An 18,334-nucleotide genomic window follows, 5' to 3' on the forward strand; every position below is an offset into this window, starting at 1 on the left:
AAAATGCCGGTGGGCAACCGGCATTGAAGATGCGCAGAAAATTAAGGGCCGGAGAAGCTCCGGCACCAAAAATTACTGCATCAGCAGATAGATTGAGCTGTCGCCGCGTTGAATATTCAGCGCCAGCACGGAAGGCTTGCTGTCGAGGATCTTGCGCAGTTCGCCCAGGTTGGCGACCGCCTGCTGGTTTACCCCCAAAATCACATCGTCTTTTTTCAGGCCGATACGCGCCGCGGCGGAGCCCGCTTTCACGCTATCAACTTTCACGCCCTTGACGCCTTTCGCATCGTAATTGCTGAGATCGGCGCCCTCGATGCCGACATAGATATTGCCGGAATCAATTTTCGCCTGCGAGCTCTGCTGCAGCTCGACGTTTACCGTCATCGGCTTGCCGTCGCGGATCAGTCCCAGCGCCATTTTAGTGCCAACCGGCAGCGAGCCTACCTGCGCACGCAGCGCAGCGAAGCTGGAAATAGGCTTACCGTTAATGGAGACCACCACGTCGCCCGCCTTCACGCCCGCTTTAGCAGCAGAAGATTTTGGCAGCACCTGGCTGACAAAGGCACCGCGCTGCGCATCTACCTTCATTGCTTTCGCCAGCTCGGAGTTCAGCTCGGTGCCCATGATGCCCAGCTCGCCGCGTTTTACCTGGCCATATTCGACCATCTGCGCCGTCAGGTTTTTCACCATATTGCTCGGAATAGCGAAGCCGATGCCGATATTGCCGCCGTCCGGCGCCAGGATGGCGGTATTAATGCCGATCAGCTCGCCGTTCAGATTTACCAGCGCACCGCCGGAATTACCCCGGTTTATAGCCGCATCCGTCTGGATAAAGTTCTCGTAGTTTTCCACATTCAGGCCGCTTCGCCCCAGCGCGGAGACAATGCCGGAGGTCACCGTTTCGCCTAAGCCATACGGGTTACCGATAGCGACGGTATAGTCGCCAACGCGCAGATCGTCGGAATCCGCCATTTTAATCGCCGTCAGGTTTTTGGCGTCATTAAGCTGGATCAGGGCGATGTCGGAACGCGGATCTTTACCAATGACTTTGGCGTCATATTTGCGACCGTCGCTCAGCTGCACCTGAATTTTTGTCGCATTGTCCACCACGTGGTTATTGGTAACCACATAGCCTTTTTCTGCGTTAATGACTACGCCGGAACCCAGCGCGCGGAATTTTTCCTGCTGGCTATCGGCCCCGCCCTGCTGGCCGCCGCCCTGACACATCGGCGAGCTCTGGAACGGTGAGCCATCCTGACAGAATGGCGAGTTGCCGCCAAAGAACTGCTGAAACTGCTGAGGTAAACGCGGCGTGCGTACCGTTGTGCTTCCTTCAACGTTGATACTCACTACTGAAGGCATCACTTTTTCTAACATCGGCGCCAGGCTTGGCAGCTGTTGGCTGGAAGAGGATGCCGTTTCTGCGGCCGTAGCGGTCAGCGGGCCCATCGCCATTCCCAGGCTCAGGGCCAGCGCGCTGGCTAAAAGTGTTTTTTTCATGCGTTTTATTCTCTTCTGATTTGACAGGAAAAACTTGCAGCGGACGTGCTGATAAGAGTCATTTTTTATCGCTAAGTTCATGTCGAAGTTTCAGCGAAAAGTAAAAAATTATTCTCTTTCTTTACAAAGCCGCCGGTAAAAGCGTTTATTCCACCGCCATCAGACGACGATATTCGTCCCAGGCATAAAGATCGGTCATGCCGCTAACATAATCCTGTAGCAGCCTGGCCCGATAATAACGTTCCCAAAGCAGACGTTCAAACCGTTGTTCAATTTTCAGGTTCTTCATATGCACCGAATAAGCTTTCCGATGCTTACCGGATAATTTGTGAAACAGCCTTGTTTCAATGGGATAATCTTTATGAAAATCCTCGTTTATCAGCATGTTAAAGTCCTGATAAGAAAGCTGCAATAAAGGCTTATAAATATTCAGCAGCCCCTTAATAACCTGATATCCCTGCAGCTCAAGCTGTTCGACCTCTGGATGATTAAATACGTGTTTTCTTGCCACCCTTTTAAACAGATTCAGTAGCTGATTTTCATCACCATCGTCTTCCAGCAGGGAATGATTAAAGCTTCCCTGCCAGACCGGTTCAATATTATCCACGAAACGCTTAACGGCATGTTCAACCAGCGCAGACTGAACTTTCACCCGTAGCTTCATAAAAAAAGTATCGCTTCGGCTACGATAACGCTCTTTGCTTTGCGCTTCTGTGTAAGCTGAACCAACAATCTTTACAAAAAGATCATCAGAAGCAACCTTTTTATTTTTCAGTAGCAGCGTCCATTCATCCCGTAAAAATTGATAGAGCTGGTCGACGCTAAAGATCGCCTTCTCTACGGCATCGTCCAGATCGGCAATACAGTAAGAGATATCATCGGCTGCTTCCATAATATAGGTCAAAGGGAAACGGTGATATTGTTGTGTATTGGTAGCCTTAAGCAAATCGGCAACGTATTTTTCTTCTGAGAGATAATAGCCCGGTTTTTTCATTAGCGTACTAAACTGCTCTGGCTTCTCGCCCTGAAACCAGGCCGGGGCCGTATATTTTAAAATACAGGCGACCTGGACATAGGAAAGATTAAGCTGAAGCAGCGTGTGCACCAGACGTATAGCCTGCGCGTTGCCCTCAAAATGGCAGAGATCCTGGCGAAGCCGTGCGTTCATCGCGAGAAATTTCTCACTTTGTTCGCTATTTTCCACGCCTGCCTCTTGCGGCTCGGTCAGCATGCCAGGCAAATTGACGCGGAACCAGTCGTTGATAGCCGCTTCGCCAAAATGGCCGAATGGCGGATTGCCGACATCGTGCAGCAGACAGGCCATTTCTACCAGGCTTTCAAACGCGCCGGTCAGGTCGGTCAGGCCATAGGCTTCCAGACCGCCCGGCTGCTTCCTCAGCGCCTGAATAATCTCTTTAGCGATATAGCGACCCGTCTGCTGTACCTCCAGCGAATGCGTTAGCCGCGAGCGTACGGCGGCATTGCGTTCCAGCGGAAAGACCTGCGTTTTTTGCTGCAGTCGGCGAATAGCTGCCGAATTGATAATCCTGCCGCGATCGCTTTCAAAATGGCGGGTTATATAATATTCGCCCTCTGGCTTTTCGCGGTTATTAAAGGGCCGCTCAAAACTGAATTTCGTCCTGAAATCTGTCGCTGTCATACTGACCTGCCCTGATGAGTTAAACATGGTAATCATGTTAAACTATGCACCACATTGAACAAATTCCACAACAATAGCGAGTATCCCTATGAAAGCAGGCATTATTGGTGCGATGGAGCAGGAAGTAACCCTGCTGCGCGACAAAATTGAAAACCGCCAGACTATCGCGCTGGCCGGCTGCGAAATTTATACCGGCACGCTGAACGGCGTTGAGGTCGCCCTGCTTAAATCAGGTATCGGCAAAGTTTCCGCAGCCATGGGCACTACGCTGCTGCTGGAGCTGTGCAAGCCGGATTTCGTTATCAATACCGGTTCCGCTGGTGGCCTGGCGCCAACCCTGAAAGTTGGCGATATCGTGGTTTCTGATGAAGTGCGCTATCACGACGCCGACGTTACCGCTTTCGGCTATGAGCCAGGCCAGATGGCTGGCTGCCCGGCTGCTTTCGCCGCTGATAAAAAGCTGATTGCCGCGGCGGAAAGCTGCATTGCTCAGCTTGGTCTGAATGCCGTACGCGGCCTGGTGGTCAGCGGCGATGCCTTTATCAACGGCGCCGAGCCGCTGGCGCGTATTCGCGCCACCTTCCCGCAGGCCGTAGGCGTGGAAATGGAAGCGACCGCTATTGCTCATGTTTGCCACCAGTTCGCCACGCCGTTTGTGGTAGTACGCGCCATTTCCGACGTAGCCGATCAGGAATCCCATCTTAGCTTCGACGAGTTCCTGGTTGTTGCCGCTAAGCAATCTTCGCTGCTGGTGGAAAAACTGCTGTCGCATCTCCATGGCTAAGCTTTTCGCTTTTCTGCTGCTGCTCTGTTGTGGGGCAGCAGCCGCTACGCCCCGCGTCATTACTCTGGCGCCAAACCTAACCGAACTCGCTTTCGCCGCAGGCATTACGCCAGTAGGCGTCAGTGCTTATTCCGACTATCCACCCGCTGCGGCGCGCATTGAGCAAGTTGCCAACTGGCAAGGCATTAACGTTGAACGTATTCTCAGCCTGAAGCCGGACGTGGTACTGGCATGGCGCGGAGGCAATCCACAGCGTCAGGTAGATCAGCTGGCTGCTTTCGGCATTAAGGTTATCTGGCTGGCGCCCGCCACGGTCAATGAGATGATCGCCAGCGTAGGCGAGCTTAAAACTTTTAGCCCGCATCCTGAACAAGCGGAACAGGAAGCGGCCAGCCTGCAACGTCAGTGGAATGCTTTAAAACAGCGTTATCAAAAGGTTTCTAAACTGCCGGTGTTCCTGCAGTTTGGCGAGCGACCGCTTTTCACCGCCTCGCGCAATACGTTGCAAAACGAAATTGTAGAGCTGTGCGGTGGGGAAAATATTTTTGCTGACAGCCGCGTTGCCTGGCCCCAGGTCAGCCGTGAACAGGTATTGATGCGCCATCCGGCGGCAATCATTACCGGTGGCGATGCCGCAGCCGTCAGCGCTTTCTGGCAACCGCAGCTAAACGTGCAGGTAATTGTAATAAATGATGACTGGCTCAGCCGGCCTGGGCCCCGTATTATTCAGGCCGCACGGCAGTTGTGCGCCAAATTACAGCCTTAAGCGCACCTGCCCCTGTACTAAAGTCGGTTAAAGTTTCAACGCGCATGGTCGTTAACCTAATTACGAGGCGGCAAAGCGGTTATAAGCGTCGCCCGTATATTCAGGGCTTTTGCCCTTTTACACCAGGAAACTACAGCAATGAAAGCCGTTTATATGGCCTTAGGCCTGATGATGGCAGGTCAGGCTTCTGCTGCTTCCACTACCGGCAGCATTGGCGTCAGGCTGACCATTTACTCGCAGTGTCACATTGACGGGCAGAGTACTATCACAGCAGCAAAGCCTACAGTGGACTGCGGCCAGCAGGTCGCCGCCCAGCCAAAAATCACGCAGACGGTGATTTCGTCTAATCGCGAAACTCGCCAGACGTCGAAACTGGTTACTGTAGAATGGTAAAGCAAAACCCCGGCTCGCCGGGGTTTTTTATTCAGATACTGAAAGAGGAACCGCAGCCGCAGGTAGTCTTGGCATTAGGGTTAGTAACGATAAAACGCGAACCTTCCAGCCCTTCGGTATAGTCTACGGAACCGCCCACCAGATACTGCAGGCTCATTGGATCCACCACCAGCGCCACGCCCGATTTTTCAATCGTCATATCGCCATCGTTAACCTTATCGTCAAAGGTAAAACCGTACTGGAAGCCGCTACAGCCGCCGCCGGTAATATAGACGCGCAGTTTCAGATCGGGATTCTCTTCGTCTGAGATCAGGTTTTTAACTTTACTGGCCGCTGCTTCAGTAAATTGCAGGGGCAGAGCTACATCTTCACTCATTTCTTACTCCATCAGGCACTCGGCCGGTCAGAATTCGACCATTAATCGCACCATTATCTTACACACCAGTATAGCAATCAAGTATGCGCCTGTTTAGCCGCCGACGTGTTAGCAGCCGCTGCTGCCGCGTCATCCGCCTGCTGCTGCTTTTCCAGCGTGCGGGCCAGCAGCGCGGAATAGAGCGGCTTACCGCCAAGAAACTGCGCCAGTAATGTTGCCCCAAGACAGGTAATGATCATCGGCAAAATAAGCTGATAATTATCGGTCATTTCCAGTACCAGCACGATGCCGGTCAGCGGTGCCCTTACGGAGGCGGCGAACAGCGCGCCCATTCCTGCAATGGCAAAAGTGCCCGCCTCCAGGTGATAAGCGGGAAACAGTGAGGCGCTGGCCATGCCAAAAGCGGTGCCTAACAGCGTGCCCAGCGCCAGCATAGGTGCGAAAATCCCGCCCGGCGCGCCGGAGCCAAAGCAAAGCAGCGTGGTAACCACGCGAGCGATAAAAATAAACAGCAGCATACCGACGGTGTAATGCCCTGCCGCCGCTATTGGGATAAGTTCAAAACCGCCGCCCGCTGCCTCTGGCTCAATCACGCCCAGCACGCCGCAGATGCCGCCCAGTATCGCGCCGATAAGCAAAATTTTTCGCAAATTGCCGCCGTGAAAGCGCTGAAACATATCCTGCGTTTTAAAAATCAGCGCGTTAAAGGCCACCCCGACAACGCCGAAAATCATCCCCAGCAGCAGATAAAGCCACAGGGTATTGACCGGTGAAACAGAAAGTTTGCCGACCGCAATCACCGCATGCTCGCCGTTAAAGACGCGAAATACGATGCTCGACATAATCACGCCGATAAAAACGGCCTTAATAGAGATAACGCTGTAGCGAAACTGCAAACGCATCTCTTCGATAATAAACAGAATGCCCGCCAGCGGCGCATTAAAGGCCGCAGAAAGCCCGGCCGCCGCGCCGGTCGCCAGCAGCGAGTGCCGTGCCTCCGCGCTTTTCAGGCGAAAAATATCCAGCACCATACGGCCAATATTGCCGCCGAGCTGCACTGTCGGCCCTTCGCGTCCCAGCACCATGCCCGCGCCAAGCGTTCCCATGCCGCCGATAAATTTAACGGGAACAACGCGCCACCAACGTACCGGCCGCAGCTCTTCCAGCGCGCCTTCGATTTCCGGGATGCCTGAACCTGAGGCTTCCGGCGCAAAGCGGCGCACCAGGTAATAACCAATAACGGCCAGCAGCGCGGAAAGAATAAAAGCCAGCGGAAAAAGCAGGATCCAGTGTTTCTCTACGCCAGCCAGCATTGTCAGCCGCCAAAGGCTTACCGCATGCACCGCTTTTTCAAAAGCGACGCCGACCAGACCGGCCAGCAGGCCGACAATTCCGGCCATAATAAATACGATGACAGGCGTTTTATCACGTCTTAACAACAGGCGGAGGAAATCGCCGCGTCGCGCCGGCACAACGTTTAACTGGTCGGACGAAGAGGTTGTCTGATGCATAGTCCATTCGTTAGCAGTTCAGTCGAAGCCGATATTTTACTCATCCCGCCAGAGATGTCGCGGATAAATGCTTGTCCTTTCGTGTCAAAAACGCGTCCGGCCTTTTAACCCGGCCGCATGTTGCCTAGAATAACGGGGTTTTTCTTAATGCATCCTCAGGAGCGGAACCATGAGTAAGTCTGAAAATCTCTATGCTCAGGCACAGCAAGTTATTCCCGGCGGCGTTAACTCGCCGGTGCGCGCCTTTACCGGCGTTGGCGGCGTACCGCTCTTTATTGAACGTGCCGACGGCGCGTATCTTTATGACGCCGACGGTAAAGCCTATGTCGATTACGTCGGTTCCTGGGGACCGATGGTGCTGGGCCATAACCATCCTGCCATTCGCAATGCCGTTATCGAGGCCGCAGAGCGCGGCCTGAGCTTTGGCGCGCCGACCGAGATGGAAGTCAAAATGGCCGAGCTGGTAACCGAACTGGTGCCGACCATGGATATGGTACGTATGGTAAATTCCGGCACCGAAGCGACCATGAGCGCTATTCGCCTGGCTCGCGGCTTTACTCATCGCGACAAAATCATCAAGTTCGAAGGCTGTTATCACGGCCACGCCGACCACCTGCTGGTAAAAGCGGGTTCCGGCGCGCTGACGCTGGGCCAGCCTAACTCGCCAGGCGTACCGGCTGACTTTGCCAAACATACCCTGACCTGCACCTATAACGACCTTGATTCCGTGCGCGCCGCTTTTGAGCAGTATCCTCACGAAATCGCCTGCATTATCGTTGAGCCGGTCGCAGGCAATATGAACTGTATCCCGCCGCGGCCGGAGTTCCTGCCTGGCCTGCGCGCATTGTGCGATGAGTTCGGCGCGCTGCTGATCATCGACGAAGTGATGACCGGCTTCCGCGTAGCGCTGGCCGGCGCGCAGGCGCACTATGGCGTAACGCCGGATTTAACCTGCCTGGGCAAAATCATCGGTGGCGGCATGCCGGTGGGCGCTTTCGGCGGCCGTCGCGAGGTGATGGAAGCGCTGGCGCCGACCGGCCCGGTCTACCAGGCGGGTACGCTTTCTGGCAACCCTATTGCAATGGCGGCCGGTTTCGCCTGCCTGAGCGAGATTGCCAAACCAGGCACGCACGCCACGCTTTCCGATCTCACTACGCAGCTGGCAGAGGGCCTGCGCAAAGCGGCGGAAGAGACCAATATTCCGCTGGTCGTCAACCATGTCGGCGGCATGTTCGGCCTGTTCTTTACTGATGCTGAGCAGGTAACCAGCTATCAGGACGTTACCCAATGCGACGTGGCGCGCTTTAAGCAGTTCTTCCACCTGATGCTGGAGGAAGGTATCTATCTGGCACCTTCTGCCTTTGAGGCGGGCTTTATGTCGCTGGCGCACAGTCCGGAAGATATCCAGCGCACCGTAGACGCAGCTCGTCGCAGCTTCGCTAAGCTGGCCTGATAGCCAAACGGCTCAGGACGTCGGGCGGCGCTCAGAAGCAGAGCGCTGCCCGACAATTTCCAGGCCAGCGGTAAGTTAAAACCAGGGGCTGGCTGCTGCATCCGACTCCTGGTTTATCTGCCCGGAAAGGATGTCAGCAAAAACCCATATTTTCAGCTATCAAGCGGGCTGACTAAAGTAATATGATAAAGATAACCCTTTGTTATAAATAAATACGCCACCTTTCTATCAGACAATCCATAACCATTCCATGCCTGAAGTATTTCACCAATTTTTATTGTAATAAATAGCATTGATTTATTATTACGAGTTGCCTCGCAAATTAATTTTAGTCGTTTCATTTTATCATATCTTTTTACGAGCCATATTCCATAACTGAAACACCGAAAGCGTTAATTGATAAATACGGGCTTACCGGGCATTGACGCGAAGAAAAAAAAGAATAAAGTGAAAAAACGCCGCAACAAAAGGCGTTAATCAATAGCGAACCCGTCAGTACAGCAGCATCGACGGAACGCTCAACTCAAATTTAAATGGAGTCACCCCCTGGCATTAATACAGGGTTTTTAAATGCGCCCTGTCTTTAAAATACTTCTGACTAATCGCAGAAGCTAATTTTATTAACCTGGCGGAATACTATCAATATCTGTACCCGCCACAATCAAAATGGATAATGATATGGAACATCTTTCACTTTATAAAGAATTAGTCGCCAGTCTCGAAAAACTGGAAGCCGCCTGTACCGATCATGCGCGCGGTGGCCCCCCCCCACGAATAATAGCGACAAATATTCCGGCTTTCCGGAAAGTCGATTTTCTTACGGAAGCGGATGTCATCACAAAATATTGTCATGCGCTGATGCAGGTATTAATCAACGGCACTGCCGATACAGAAGCCAGGCTGGTGCTTAACGATCTGCTGTTCGATTTGGTAAATTATCAGGCAGACGAACTTAAAACGCCGCGTTATAAAGAGCCAGAAACTGAATAATGATTAGGCAATAAGTGGATGATTAAAGGGCTGCCCTCAAGCAGCCCTTTGGCTACAGGCGATACAGATAACTATCTATTTTTCGCCAGCCGCCTTTCCACAACGGTTCCTCTGCATGCCAGCACAAAACCGCGCCCTTTATATTTTCCGCAGCAGATAAACAAAATAAGGCGCGCCGATAAAGGTTGCCAGCAGCCCGGCAGGAACCTGCGAGGGGAAAACCACCATACGTCCGCACCAGTCCGCTATCATCATCAGCCCGCCGCCCAGTAGCACTGCGCTACACAACTGTGGCAGCGCTCGCCGGAAACCCAGCATCCTTGCCATATGCGGCGCCATCAGCCCGACAAAACTTAATGGCCCGATGGTTAGCGTAGCCGCCGCCGTCAGCGCTGCTGCCAGCAGCAGCAACGCCATGCGCGAGGTTTTCAAAGCCATGCCCAATGAACGCGCCGTATCTGTACCCAGCGGCAACAGCGTCAGCCAGCGACGGCACAACGGCGTCAGCACCAGCAACACGGCCGCTACTATCGCCGTACGTATCGCCTGTGCGCCATTGACGTTATAGGTAGAACCAGAAATCCACGTCATCAGCGTTGCCATTCTTGGATCGCCGCTGGCTAATAACAGCATCAGCAGCGTTGCGAACGCCGTGCTCAGCGCCATTCCTGCCAGCAGCATCCGCTCGGGAGAAAAACCGCCGCGACCGCCGACCAGGGTAACAATCAGCAACGTGCCCGCTGCGCCCAGGCTTCCGGCAGGCAGCAGCCAGCCAAACGCATCGCCCGGCACCAGAAACAGCATAATCACTACGCCGAATGCCGCGCCGGAGCTGATACCCAATACCTCCGGGCTTGCCATCGGGTTACCGGTCAGGCGCTGTACCAGACAGCCCGCCGCGCCAAGCATCATTCCTGTCGCGAGTGCCGCCACCACTCGCGGCATTCGCCACGGCAGCAGTTGCTGCCACAGCTCGCCTGTCGCCCATTGCCAGCCCTGCGCGCTACGGCCAAAGCTAAGCGCAATTGCGCCTGCCACCAGCAGCACTATCATGCCGCCCAGGCTCCATAACAGTAAATGACCACGCTCGGTCGGTACTCTATCACCCTGGTTCAGCGCTGGCGGCGCTGAAGAGGCTCGCAAGCGAGGCAGTAACCATAGTAATAATGGCGCGCCGATAATCGCGGTAGCCGTGCCGGTAGAAACCTCCAGCCAGCGGTCGGTCAGCCAGATGACGCTTTGATCGGCCAGCCACAGCAGCAGCATGCCGATCAGCGGCGCCAGCAGCATACGGCTGAGCAGTCGCCTTGCGCCCAGCATCTTTGCCAGCAGTGGCGCAAACAGGCCGATAAAGCCGATTACGCCTGCCGCATTAACTAACTGCGCGCTAAGCGTTACCGCCAGCGCCAGCACGGCAAACCGTGCCAGCGAAAGCGCCAGCCCCAGGTTTTTCGCCACGCCATCGTCCAGCCCCATCAGCGTCATTGGCCTTCTCAGCAGCAGCGCCAGCAGAAAGGCCAGCAGCAGTTTCGGCCACAGGAAAGCGACGTTGCTCCAGTCCATCTGGTTCAGCGAACCGGTTCCCCACAGGAAAATATTTTGCAGCCGATCGTGATTAAACAGCCCAATAAGCTGATTGACCGCGCCGCAGTAAAGCGACATCACCAGTCCGGCGAGGATCAGCGTAACCGGTGAAAGTCTCTTGCCCCAGGCAATGCCGAAAACAATCGCGCCAACCACAAGTGCGCCAGCCATCGCGGCTATCTGCTGACCAAACAGCGGCAGGCTCCAGAGTGCGGCCACCGTTAAACCCAACTGCGCGCCAGTTGCAACGCCCAGCGTAGTCGGTTCCGCCAGCGGGTTGCGCAAGACTTGCTGAAACAACAGGCCCGCAAGCCCCAGGCCCGCGCCCACCAGCAGCGAAAGCGCCAGCCGCGGCAGCAGGCTGTAATGAAAAATCATCTGGCTGAGGTTCGCTGGATTAACCGGGCTAAACCATTGCGCAGGCGCAAGCTGTTGGCTGAAGTTAAACCAGGTCAGGCCCAGCGCCAGCACAAAAAGAAGCGTTAACAGCGCGACAGGAAAACGGATAGATGCGTTCATAATGTCCCCAGCGCTTTATCGAGCAAACGGCAAAAGCGCATGGCGGAAGGCGTCCCGCCGTAGAACCACACCTGCGGCACTCGACGGAGCCGTTTATTACGTACAAAATCAAATGACTGCCAGAGCGGCATCTCACTGACCTGCTGCATCAAATTATCGTCGCCGTGCGCAAAGCAGATCGCATCCACATCTTTTATCGCCGCCAGTCTTTCCAGCCCGATCACTGCGCTACCCCAAAAGTTGGTTTCGCCCTGCCAGGCGTTTTCCAGTCCCAGCTCATCCATTACCTGCAAAAAAAGGCTGCCTTTACCAAATACCAGCGCATGACGCGGATCCAGTAGCGACATCAGCAGTACGGGCCTCCGGGTTTTGCTGGCAAGGCGCGTTTTGGCCGCAGCGATAAAGGCATCAAACTCTGTCAGATGCTGCTGCGCCTGCGGCACACGGCCAATACGTTCAGCCAGCTGCATTAGCGACTGCCGCGCTACGGTCAGCGGCTCGCCGCTGGCATCGCTGAAGGCAAACCCCATTGCAGGCGCGATTTTGGCAAACTTTTCTTTTGCCGGGCCGTAGCCAGCAGAATAGAGAATTAACGAAGGCCGCATCTGCACCATCAGTTCCAGATTGGGTTCGGTACGCAGGCCGACATCGACTGTTGTATCAGGCAATTTCGGTTCGCCGACCCACAGCTGATAGTTATACATTTCCGCTGCGCCCATCGGCGCGACGCCCAACGCCATCAGCAGCTCGGTCGGTAGCCACTCCAGCGAGATAATGCGCGTAGGGTCAATATCTGAGGCGGCCCGGCCTGAAAAAACAGGCAGCAAAGGCGCAAGCGCCATCGCCATTAATAAACGGCGGCGATCAAAATCCGGCATAGTCGTCCCTTTAGTAAACAAAGCTTACCGGCGTGCCGCCGTCCGGATGCGGCAAAATCCCCATTGGAATTCCGTAAATTTCCTGCAGCACCTGCGGTTGCATAATCGCGGCGGCATCACCCTGCGCTATCATGCCGCCGCTGCGCAGCGCAACAAGGTGGTCGCAATAGCGTGCAGCCATATTGATATCGTGCAGTACGGCGATTACCGTCAGCCCTCGTTCGCGGCTAAGCTGCTGGATCAGCGCCAGTACTTCAACCTGATGAGCAATATCCAGCGCAGAAGTCGGCTCGTCCAGCAGCAGGCAGCGGCTGTTCTGCGCTACCAGCATTGCAATCCAGGCACGCTGCCGTTCGCCGCCGGACAGGCTGTCAACCAGCCTGGAGGCGAAAGGTTTCAGGCCTACCAGCGCAATCGCCTCCTCGACACATTCGCGATCTTCATTACCAAAACGCCCCAGCGCACCGTGCCAGGGATAGCGCCCCATCGATACCAGTTCCCGCACCGTCATGCCTTCAGCCGCTGGCAGCTGCTGCGGCAGATAGGCGACCTCACGGGCAAATAGCTTCGCAGGCCACTGCGCCACCGCTTTATCATTAAGCCGCACTTCGCCGCTGGTTGCCTCATGATGACGGCCCAGCAGCTTAAGCAGCGTGGATTTGCCGGAGCCGTTATGACCAATCAGACCGCAAACTTTGCCAGCGGGAAAAGTCAGCGACAGTGGTTGCAACAGAATACGACCGGGCACGGCGAAAGAGGTTTGATGCAGAGAGAAAGTGCTATCTGTAGCGTGCGGAGAGTGCATAACGATCTTCTGATTGGTGGGCGCGGCTGGCCGCGCCCGATTTAAAGATTAGAAACGGAAGGTGGCGGTGCCGACAATCTGGCGACCTGCGCCCCAGAAACAGCCATAGGTTTCGAAGCAGCTGGCGACATAGTCACGATCCAGCAGGTTATTAACGTTAAGCGCAACGCTGGAACCATAGAGACCAAAACGCCCCAGATCATATTTTACTACCGCATCCATTACCGCAGCGCTACCGACTTTAAAAGTGTTGGCCGGATCGCCATAGCTGGAGCCGATAAAGCGTCCGCCCGCGCCGACGGTGAAGCCGCTTAGCGCACCGCTATTAAAGGTGTAGTCGCCCCACAGGGAAGCCATATGCTTAGGAACCTGTACTGGCGTATTGCCTTTCAGGGTTGTGTCTTTAGTATATTGTGCCTCTGTATAGGTATAAGACGCGGTTACATTGATACTTTGTGTCAACGCGGCTTTGCTTTCTAATTCAAGGCCGCGGGCGCGGATCTCGCCAGCCGGAACCTGATTAAGCGCGTTATTGGGATCGGTCGTCAATGTATCGCTTTTAGTCAGTTGATACAGCGCGCCCGTTACCACAACCGGCATATCTTTCGGCACATACTTCACGCCCGCTTCATACTGCTCGCCTTTGGAAGGCGTGTAGGCGACGCGCGGCGTGCTATAAAGGCTGAACGCATTCGGCTCGAAAGACTGGCTATAGCTGAAGTATGGCGTAATGCCGTTATCAAACAAATAGTTCACGCCGCCGCGCCAGGTGAACTGACGATCGTTGCGCTCAATATAGCCATTGTCGGCGCGAACGGTTGTTGCCTGAGTCGACCAGTCGTAACGACCGCCCAGGGTAAACACCCATTTGTCCCATTCAGCCTGATCCTGCACGTACAGCCCGGTCTGCTTAGACTCATTCATTTGATAAGGTACGGCGTTGCCAAAATCGACATCGCTCATTGACGGCAAATTATTCAGATCCAGCGAAGGAGCATTACCGTATAGCGCACTGATATCGTTGCGCATCCGTGAAAAATCCAGGCCGGTCAATAGCGTATGCTTCATTGAGCCAGTGGCAAAATCGCTCTGTAACTGCGTATCTACGCTAAAGTTCTGCAAGCGCTCCTGATCAACAATAGTGCCGCGTCCCAGATAATGGGCCTGCTGTTCTGCAGTTAGCGCCTGACAGTAAGCGTTGAACCCGTTCATGCTGTTATTACACAGCCCAGTGCCGTACGCGCTCTGCTGTGAAGTTTTCATCTGCGAGAAGCGCAGATTTTGCCGCACGGTAAAAGTATCGTTAAAACCGTGTTCAAAGCTGTAGCCGACCATTTTCTGGTTACGGGAATAGCTATTATTGCTGGCCGCCTCGCTAAAGCTGGATGAGAGACGGCCGCCGTTCGGCAGCGGCTGAACCGTGCCCTCTTTCGGCAGCCAGCCGTAATAGCCCGTCTGCGGCTCGTTCTGGAAATAAGAGAGGAAGGTGAAATTAGTTCTATCGTCCGGACGCCAGGTAAATGATGGCGCAATGGCATAACGCTGCTGTTTTGCGCTCTCCTGCTGTTCATTGTTTGAACGAGCCACACCGGTCAGGCGATAAGAAAACTCGCCGCTGTCATCCAGCGCATCGCTGAAGTCAAAACCGGTTTGCATCAGGTTATCCGTGCCCATTTTAAACTGAACTTCACGTAGCTGTTCGGTCGTTGGACGTTTACTGACCATTGAGACAATTCCGCCAGGACTGCTTTTGCCATACAGGACCGACGTTGGGCCGCGCATGAGTTCCACACGCTCAAGCATGTAAGGATCAATGACCGCATCATTATAGAAATCGCCCTGCAGCTTCAGGCCGTCAAGGTAATTGTTTTGATTTAGTCCAACAGCGGAGAAACCGCGAATAATGACTAAATCATAGGTGTTGGAAGCGCCACGGCTGCTTACCGTAACGCCTGGCGTATAGCCCAGTGCTTCCTTGACCGACTGAAACTGATGCGTATCCAGCTCCTGGCGCGTCACCACGGAAACGGACTGCGGATTTTTTTCAATCGGCGTATCGGTTTTAGTGCCGGTAGCGCTGTGTTTGGCGGCGATGGTCGGCGCCGGGCCCCAGGCATTTTCGGCGGACGCTGCGGCATCTGCGCTAACGGTAATGGTCTGTTCGCCAGCGGCAAAAGCCGAAGGGGAAAGCGCGGCAGCAACAAGGCAGGCCAGAAGGCATAAAGGAGTATTCACTGGCGAAGCCGATGATTTCAAAGATGAAATAGCCATTTAGCGATTCTCTGAATGAAAAATTGGAATGTAAACGAGAATTATTATTATAACGACAGGATAATAGGCGAATTGCCGGAACTTTCGCAAGAAAAAATCGGGGCCTTTCTCTCCTGAAGAACCCGGATTTGTACCAGCCTGAGGCAGGAAAATAAGTCATCGATAAGCAAGCCTGAACGAAAAGCGGCTTTTTTTCTGTTTACTGCAAGGCTGACGCCGAGGTTGAAAGCAAAAAAAGCCGGTTCGTCAGAAACCGGCTTTTCGTAACACTTCAGTTATTTACCAAACATGTCCTTGATCCAGCCAGCTACGCCGTCAGCATCCTTCTGCTCATTTTGCGGCTGCGACGGGTTGAGCATCTGCTGCTGATCCTGTTGCTGCTGCATTTGTTGCTGCTGGATCTGCATCTGCTGCTGGCAGAGCGCATTGGCATCCGTGGTCCAGACCGGTAGCGTACGCCAGCTGCTGCTGCCCGTGCCGCAAACAAAGTTGCCGGCGGAATCGACGTTCATCGGCGCGATATCTTCCGGCGGCGTCGAGATCAGCGGCATTGGCGCCTGGTTATCCAGATAGCGGCGATAAATCTGCATCGCACCGCTGGCACCGTAAAGCTTAGTGCTCTGGTTGTTATCGCGGCCAATCCAGGTAATCGCCACTTCTTTGCCGTCCACACCAGCGAACCAGCTGTCGATCTGGTTGTTGGTGGTACCTGTTTTAGCGGCCAGATGCGCTTTTGGATAGCGTGAGCCTAAAGCGCGCGCCGTTCCTTCTTCCGCTACCTGCTGCATCGCATAAAGCGTCAGATAAGCCGCCTGAGACGGAACAGTTCGCTCCGCCTGCGGGAAGCTTTGGTAAAGCACGGTGCCATCTTCCGCAATCACCGAACGCAGCGCGGAAAGCTGGGCGCGGTTACCGCCGCTGGCGATGGTCTGGAAAGCCTGCGCCACTTCTACTGGCGTCAGGTTCAGCGCGCCAAGCAGCATGGCCGGCACGGCCTGAAGCTGATCTTTCGGCACGCCCAGTTTGCCCCAGGTATCCACGACCTGCGGCAGCCCCAGCGTCATGCCCAGATTGACCGTCGGCACGTTCATAGAGTGCGCCAGCGCATCCACCAGCATTACCTGGCCGCTAAAACGATGGTCGTCGTTCTGCGGTTTCCAGAGCTGCCCGTTTGGCTGTTTCAGCGCAATCGGGTTATCGGCGATCCAGGTGTTCAGGCGATAGGTATCCGGCTGGCTCAGCGCGGTCAGATAGGTCGCTGGCTTCGCCAGTGAGCCGATCGAGCGGCGCGCCTGTAGCGCACGGTTATAGCCTGCAAACTGCGGATCGGCACCGCCGACCATCGCGCGTACTTCACCACTGAAGCGATCGACGATGACCATCGCTGTTTCCAGATCGTTCAGCTTGCGCTGTTTACGCAGCGCCGGAATCCCATCCTCCACCGCTTTTTCTGCCGCGTCCTGCGAGACCGGATCCAGCGTAGTGAAAATTTTCACGCCGGAAAGATCTTTTACTTTATCGCCCAGCTTCGCCTGCAGCTCATTGCGCACCATCTGCATAAATGCAGGCTGTGGCGTAATCACGCCGCCTTTCGGCTGCACGCCTAGCGGACGCGCGCTGAGCATGTCGTACAGCTCCTGGTCGATCACCTTTTGCTGCTGTAGCAGACGCAGCACCAGGTTACGGCGTTCCAGCGCCAGTTTTGGATTGCGCCACGGGTTATAAAGCGATGCGCCTTTCACCATGCCCACCAGCAGCGCCTGCTGATCCAGACTCAGTTCGTCCACCGGACGGCCAAAATAATAGAGGCTCGCCAGCGGGAAACCGCGGATCTGATCGTTGCCTGCCTGACCCAGGTAAACCTCGTTCAGGTACAGTTCAAGAATGCGATCCTTGCTGTAGCGCGCATCCATAATCAAAGCCATGTAGGCTTCGTTGGCTTTACGCCACAGCGAGCGCTTATTGGTCAGAAAGAGGTTTTTCACCAGCTGCTGCGTCAGCGTACTGCCGCCCTGCACCGCTTTGCCTGCCGTGATATTTGCCAGGAAGGCGCGGCCAATGGAGTAAAGGCTGATGCCGTCGTGCTGATAGAAATGCCGATCCTCGGTAGCTACTAACGTATCTACCAGCAGGTCCGGGAAGCCCGAACGCGGCACAAACAACCGCTGCTCGCCATTCGGCGATTGCAGCATGGTGATCAGGCGCGGGTCGAGGCGGAAGAAGCCGAAATCGCGGCCGCTATCGAGGTTTTTGATTTCGGTAAGCGAATCGTTATTAAAGCTTAGCCGCGCGCGGATTTGGCCTTCCTTGCTGTCCGGGAAATCGAAAGGACGGCGGATCAGCTCAATGCTGTTAGCCTGCACGGTGAATTCGCCAGGACGCGTCATGCGCGTAACCTCGCGGTACTGCGTGCCCTCTAATAGCGCGATCATCTCTTTCTTGTTGTAAGCCATGCCTGGCTCAAGGTTGACCATACGGCCATAGACCGCGGCCGGCAGCTGCCAGACTTTGCCGTCGATGCGGCTGCGGATCTGTGAATCGAGATAAACGCCATAAACCGCCATAATGACGATAAACACCAGCAGCAGCTTGATGATTAAGCTCAGCCAGCCTCTTTTTTTACGCGGCGGGCGCCCTTTTCCTTTACGTGGCACGGGTACTGTCTCCTCGTTATCATAATCGTCTTCCTGAAAAGCAACATCCCTGCGGCGACCTCGTCCCGGCGCTTTGCCCGGGGGTTTGGGCTGTTTACCTTTACGCCCGATAGGTTCGCGATCGTCTGACATTTGTTTCTTTTCTCCGGGGCCGTAGTCGGCAAGGCCGACTACTTTGTTCTTACATCTG

General features: G+C 54.7%; 14 protein-coding genes. 5 read left to right on the top strand and 9 right to left on the bottom strand.

Features of this window, described 5'->3' with window-relative positions:
- Nucleotides 1-72: 72 nt before the first annotated feature.
- Together degP and dgt are read right to left on the bottom strand one after the other, a co-directional pair.
- Entirely contained in the window at nt 73-1,500 is a 1,428-nt protein-coding gene (gene degP, locus ACETPC_RS12960; RefSeq protein ID WP_380181924.1) for a serine endoprotease DegP, read from the bottom strand.
- A gap of 145 nt (nt 1,501-1,645) precedes the next feature.
- The gene (gene dgt, locus ACETPC_RS12965; protein ID WP_380181925.1) at nt 1,646-3,160 is read right to left on the bottom strand and encodes a dGTPase; all 1,515 of its coding nucleotides are present in this window, start codon (nt 3,158-3,160) and stop codon (nt 1,646-1,648) included.
- 88 nt (nt 3,161-3,248) lie between these two features.
- On the opposite strand from dgt, the gene mtnN reads away from it, so the two are divergent.
- The 3 genes from mtnN (at nt 3,249) to ACETPC_RS12980 (ending at nt 5,103) form a co-directional block, all read left to right on the top strand.
- Nucleotides 3,249-3,944 carry a 5'-methylthioadenosine/S-adenosylhomocysteine nucleosidase gene (gene mtnN / locus ACETPC_RS12970; RefSeq protein ID WP_380181926.1) on the top strand — a complete coding sequence of 232 codons (696 nt, stop codon included), beginning with the start codon at nt 3,249-3,251 and terminating at the stop codon, nt 3,942-3,944.
- Nucleotides 3,937-4,710, top strand: coding sequence for a vitamin B12 ABC transporter substrate-binding protein BtuF (btuF, locus tag ACETPC_RS12975; protein WP_380181927.1), 774 nt, complete (start codon nt 3,937-3,939; stop codon nt 4,708-4,710). Before mtnN ends, btuF begins: the two co-directional genes overlap by 8 nt.
- Before the next feature lie 138 nt (nt 4,711-4,848).
- Nucleotides 4,849-5,103 carry a hypothetical protein gene (locus tag ACETPC_RS12980; RefSeq protein ID WP_380181928.1) on the top strand — a complete coding sequence of 85 codons (255 nt, stop codon included), beginning with the start codon at nt 4,849-4,851 and terminating at the stop codon, nt 5,101-5,103.
- A 31-nt stretch (nt 5,104-5,134) separates the two neighbouring features.
- Here the strand turns inward: ACETPC_RS12980 and erpA are convergent, their stop codons facing one another.
- Together erpA and clcA are read right to left on the bottom strand one after the other, a co-directional pair.
- Nucleotides 5,135-5,479 carry an iron-sulfur cluster insertion protein ErpA gene (gene erpA, locus ACETPC_RS12985; RefSeq protein WP_125289078.1) on the bottom strand — a complete coding sequence of 115 codons (345 nt, stop codon included), beginning with the start codon at nt 5,477-5,479 and terminating at the stop codon, nt 5,135-5,137.
- A gap of 77 nt (nt 5,480-5,556) precedes the next feature.
- Nucleotides 5,557-6,990 (bottom strand): H(+)/Cl(-) exchange transporter ClcA, encoded by a 1,434-nt coding sequence (gene clcA, locus ACETPC_RS12990; RefSeq protein ID WP_380181929.1) that lies wholly within the window; start codon nt 6,988-6,990, stop codon nt 5,557-5,559.
- Between the two features lie 169 nt (nt 6,991-7,159).
- On the opposite strand from clcA, the gene hemL reads away from it, so the two are divergent.
- Together hemL and ACETPC_RS13000 are read left to right on the top strand one after the other, a co-directional pair.
- Nucleotides 7,160-8,443, top strand: a complete 1,284-nt coding sequence (hemL, locus tag ACETPC_RS12995) for a glutamate-1-semialdehyde 2,1-aminomutase (protein ID WP_380181930.1) — start codon at nt 7,160-7,162, stop codon at nt 8,441-8,443.
- Between the two features lie 678 nt (nt 8,444-9,121).
- Nucleotides 9,122-9,433 (top strand): hypothetical protein, encoded by a 312-nt coding sequence (locus ACETPC_RS13000; RefSeq protein ID WP_380181931.1) that lies wholly within the window; start codon nt 9,122-9,124, stop codon nt 9,431-9,433.
- A gap of 138 nt (nt 9,434-9,571) precedes the next feature.
- Here the strand turns inward: ACETPC_RS13000 and fhuB are convergent, their stop codons facing one another.
- From fhuB to mrcB, 5 genes are all read right to left on the bottom strand, one after another.
- Nucleotides 9,572-11,536 carry a Fe(3+)-hydroxamate ABC transporter permease FhuB gene (gene fhuB / locus ACETPC_RS13005; protein WP_380181932.1) on the bottom strand — a complete coding sequence of 655 codons (1,965 nt, stop codon included), beginning with the start codon at nt 11,534-11,536 and terminating at the stop codon, nt 9,572-9,574.
- On the bottom strand, nt 11,533-12,414 hold the full coding sequence (gene fhuD / locus ACETPC_RS13010) for a Fe(3+)-hydroxamate ABC transporter substrate-binding protein FhuD (protein ID WP_380181933.1): 882 nt from the start codon (nt 12,412-12,414) through the stop codon (nt 11,533-11,535). The genes fhuB and fhuD overlap by 4 nt, the downstream gene beginning before the upstream one ends.
- Nucleotides 12,415-12,424: 10 nt before the next feature.
- Nucleotides 12,425-13,219 carry a Fe3+-hydroxamate ABC transporter ATP-binding protein FhuC gene (gene fhuC / locus ACETPC_RS13015; RefSeq protein WP_380181934.1) on the bottom strand — a complete coding sequence of 265 codons (795 nt, stop codon included), beginning with the start codon at nt 13,217-13,219 and terminating at the stop codon, nt 12,425-12,427.
- Between the two features lie 48 nt (nt 13,220-13,267).
- On the bottom strand, nt 13,268-15,490 hold the full coding sequence (gene fhuA, locus ACETPC_RS13020) for a ferrichrome porin FhuA (protein WP_380181935.1): 2,223 nt from the start codon (nt 15,488-15,490) through the stop codon (nt 13,268-13,270).
- 275 nt (nt 15,491-15,765) lie between these two features.
- Nucleotides 15,766-18,276: a bifunctional glycosyl transferase/transpeptidase gene (mrcB, locus tag ACETPC_RS13025; protein WP_380181936.1), complete on the bottom strand. Its 2,511-nt coding sequence runs from the start codon at nt 18,274-18,276 to the stop codon at nt 15,766-15,768.
- Between the last annotated feature and the right edge of the window lie 58 nt (nt 18,277-18,334).

The organism is Pantoea sp. sgz302252, from assembly GCF_042610525.1.
Taxonomy (GTDB): Bacteria; Pseudomonadota; Gammaproteobacteria; order Enterobacterales; family Enterobacteriaceae; genus Erwinia.

What these genes read in the sequence shown, in the direction of transcription:
- fhuC (WP_380181934.1), bottom strand. Translation starts at nt 13,219, where the DNA reads ATGCACTCTCCGCACGCTACAGATAGCACTTTCTCTCTGCATCAAACC.
- fhuD (WP_380181933.1), bottom strand. Translation starts at nt 12,414, where the DNA reads ATGCCGGATTTTGATCGCCGCCGTTTATTAATGGCGATGGCGCTTGCG.
- mrcB (WP_380181936.1), bottom strand. Translation starts at nt 18,276, where the DNA reads ATGTCAGACGATCGCGAACCTATCGGGCGTAAAGGTAAACAGCCCAAA.
- degP (WP_380181924.1), bottom strand. Translation starts at nt 1,500, where the DNA reads ATGAAAAAAACACTTTTAGCCAGCGCGCTGGCCCTGAGCCTGGGAATG.
- ACETPC_RS12980 (WP_380181928.1), top strand. Translation starts at nt 4,849, where the DNA reads ATGAAAGCCGTTTATATGGCCTTAGGCCTGATGATGGCAGGTCAGGCT.
- fhuA (WP_380181935.1), bottom strand. Translation starts at nt 15,490, where the DNA reads ATGGCTATTTCATCTTTGAAATCATCGGCTTCGCCAGTGAATACTCCT.
- ACETPC_RS13000 (WP_380181931.1), top strand. Translation starts at nt 9,122, where the DNA reads ATGGAACATCTTTCACTTTATAAAGAATTAGTCGCCAGTCTCGAAAAA.
- clcA (WP_380181929.1), bottom strand. Translation starts at nt 6,990, where the DNA reads ATGCATCAGACAACCTCTTCGTCCGACCAGTTAAACGTTGTGCCGGCG.
- erpA (WP_125289078.1), bottom strand. Translation starts at nt 5,479, where the DNA reads ATGAGTGAAGATGTAGCTCTGCCCCTGCAATTTACTGAAGCAGCGGCC.
- btuF (WP_380181927.1), top strand. Translation starts at nt 3,937, where the DNA reads ATGGCTAAGCTTTTCGCTTTTCTGCTGCTGCTCTGTTGTGGGGCAGCA.
- dgt (WP_380181925.1), bottom strand. Translation starts at nt 3,160, where the DNA reads ATGACAGCGACAGATTTCAGGACGAAATTCAGTTTTGAGCGGCCCTTT.
- mtnN (WP_380181926.1), top strand. Translation starts at nt 3,249, where the DNA reads ATGAAAGCAGGCATTATTGGTGCGATGGAGCAGGAAGTAACCCTGCTG.
- fhuB (WP_380181932.1), bottom strand. Translation starts at nt 11,536, where the DNA reads ATGAACGCATCTATCCGTTTTCCTGTCGCGCTGTTAACGCTTCTTTTT.
- hemL (WP_380181930.1), top strand. Translation starts at nt 7,160, where the DNA reads ATGAGTAAGTCTGAAAATCTCTATGCTCAGGCACAGCAAGTTATTCCC.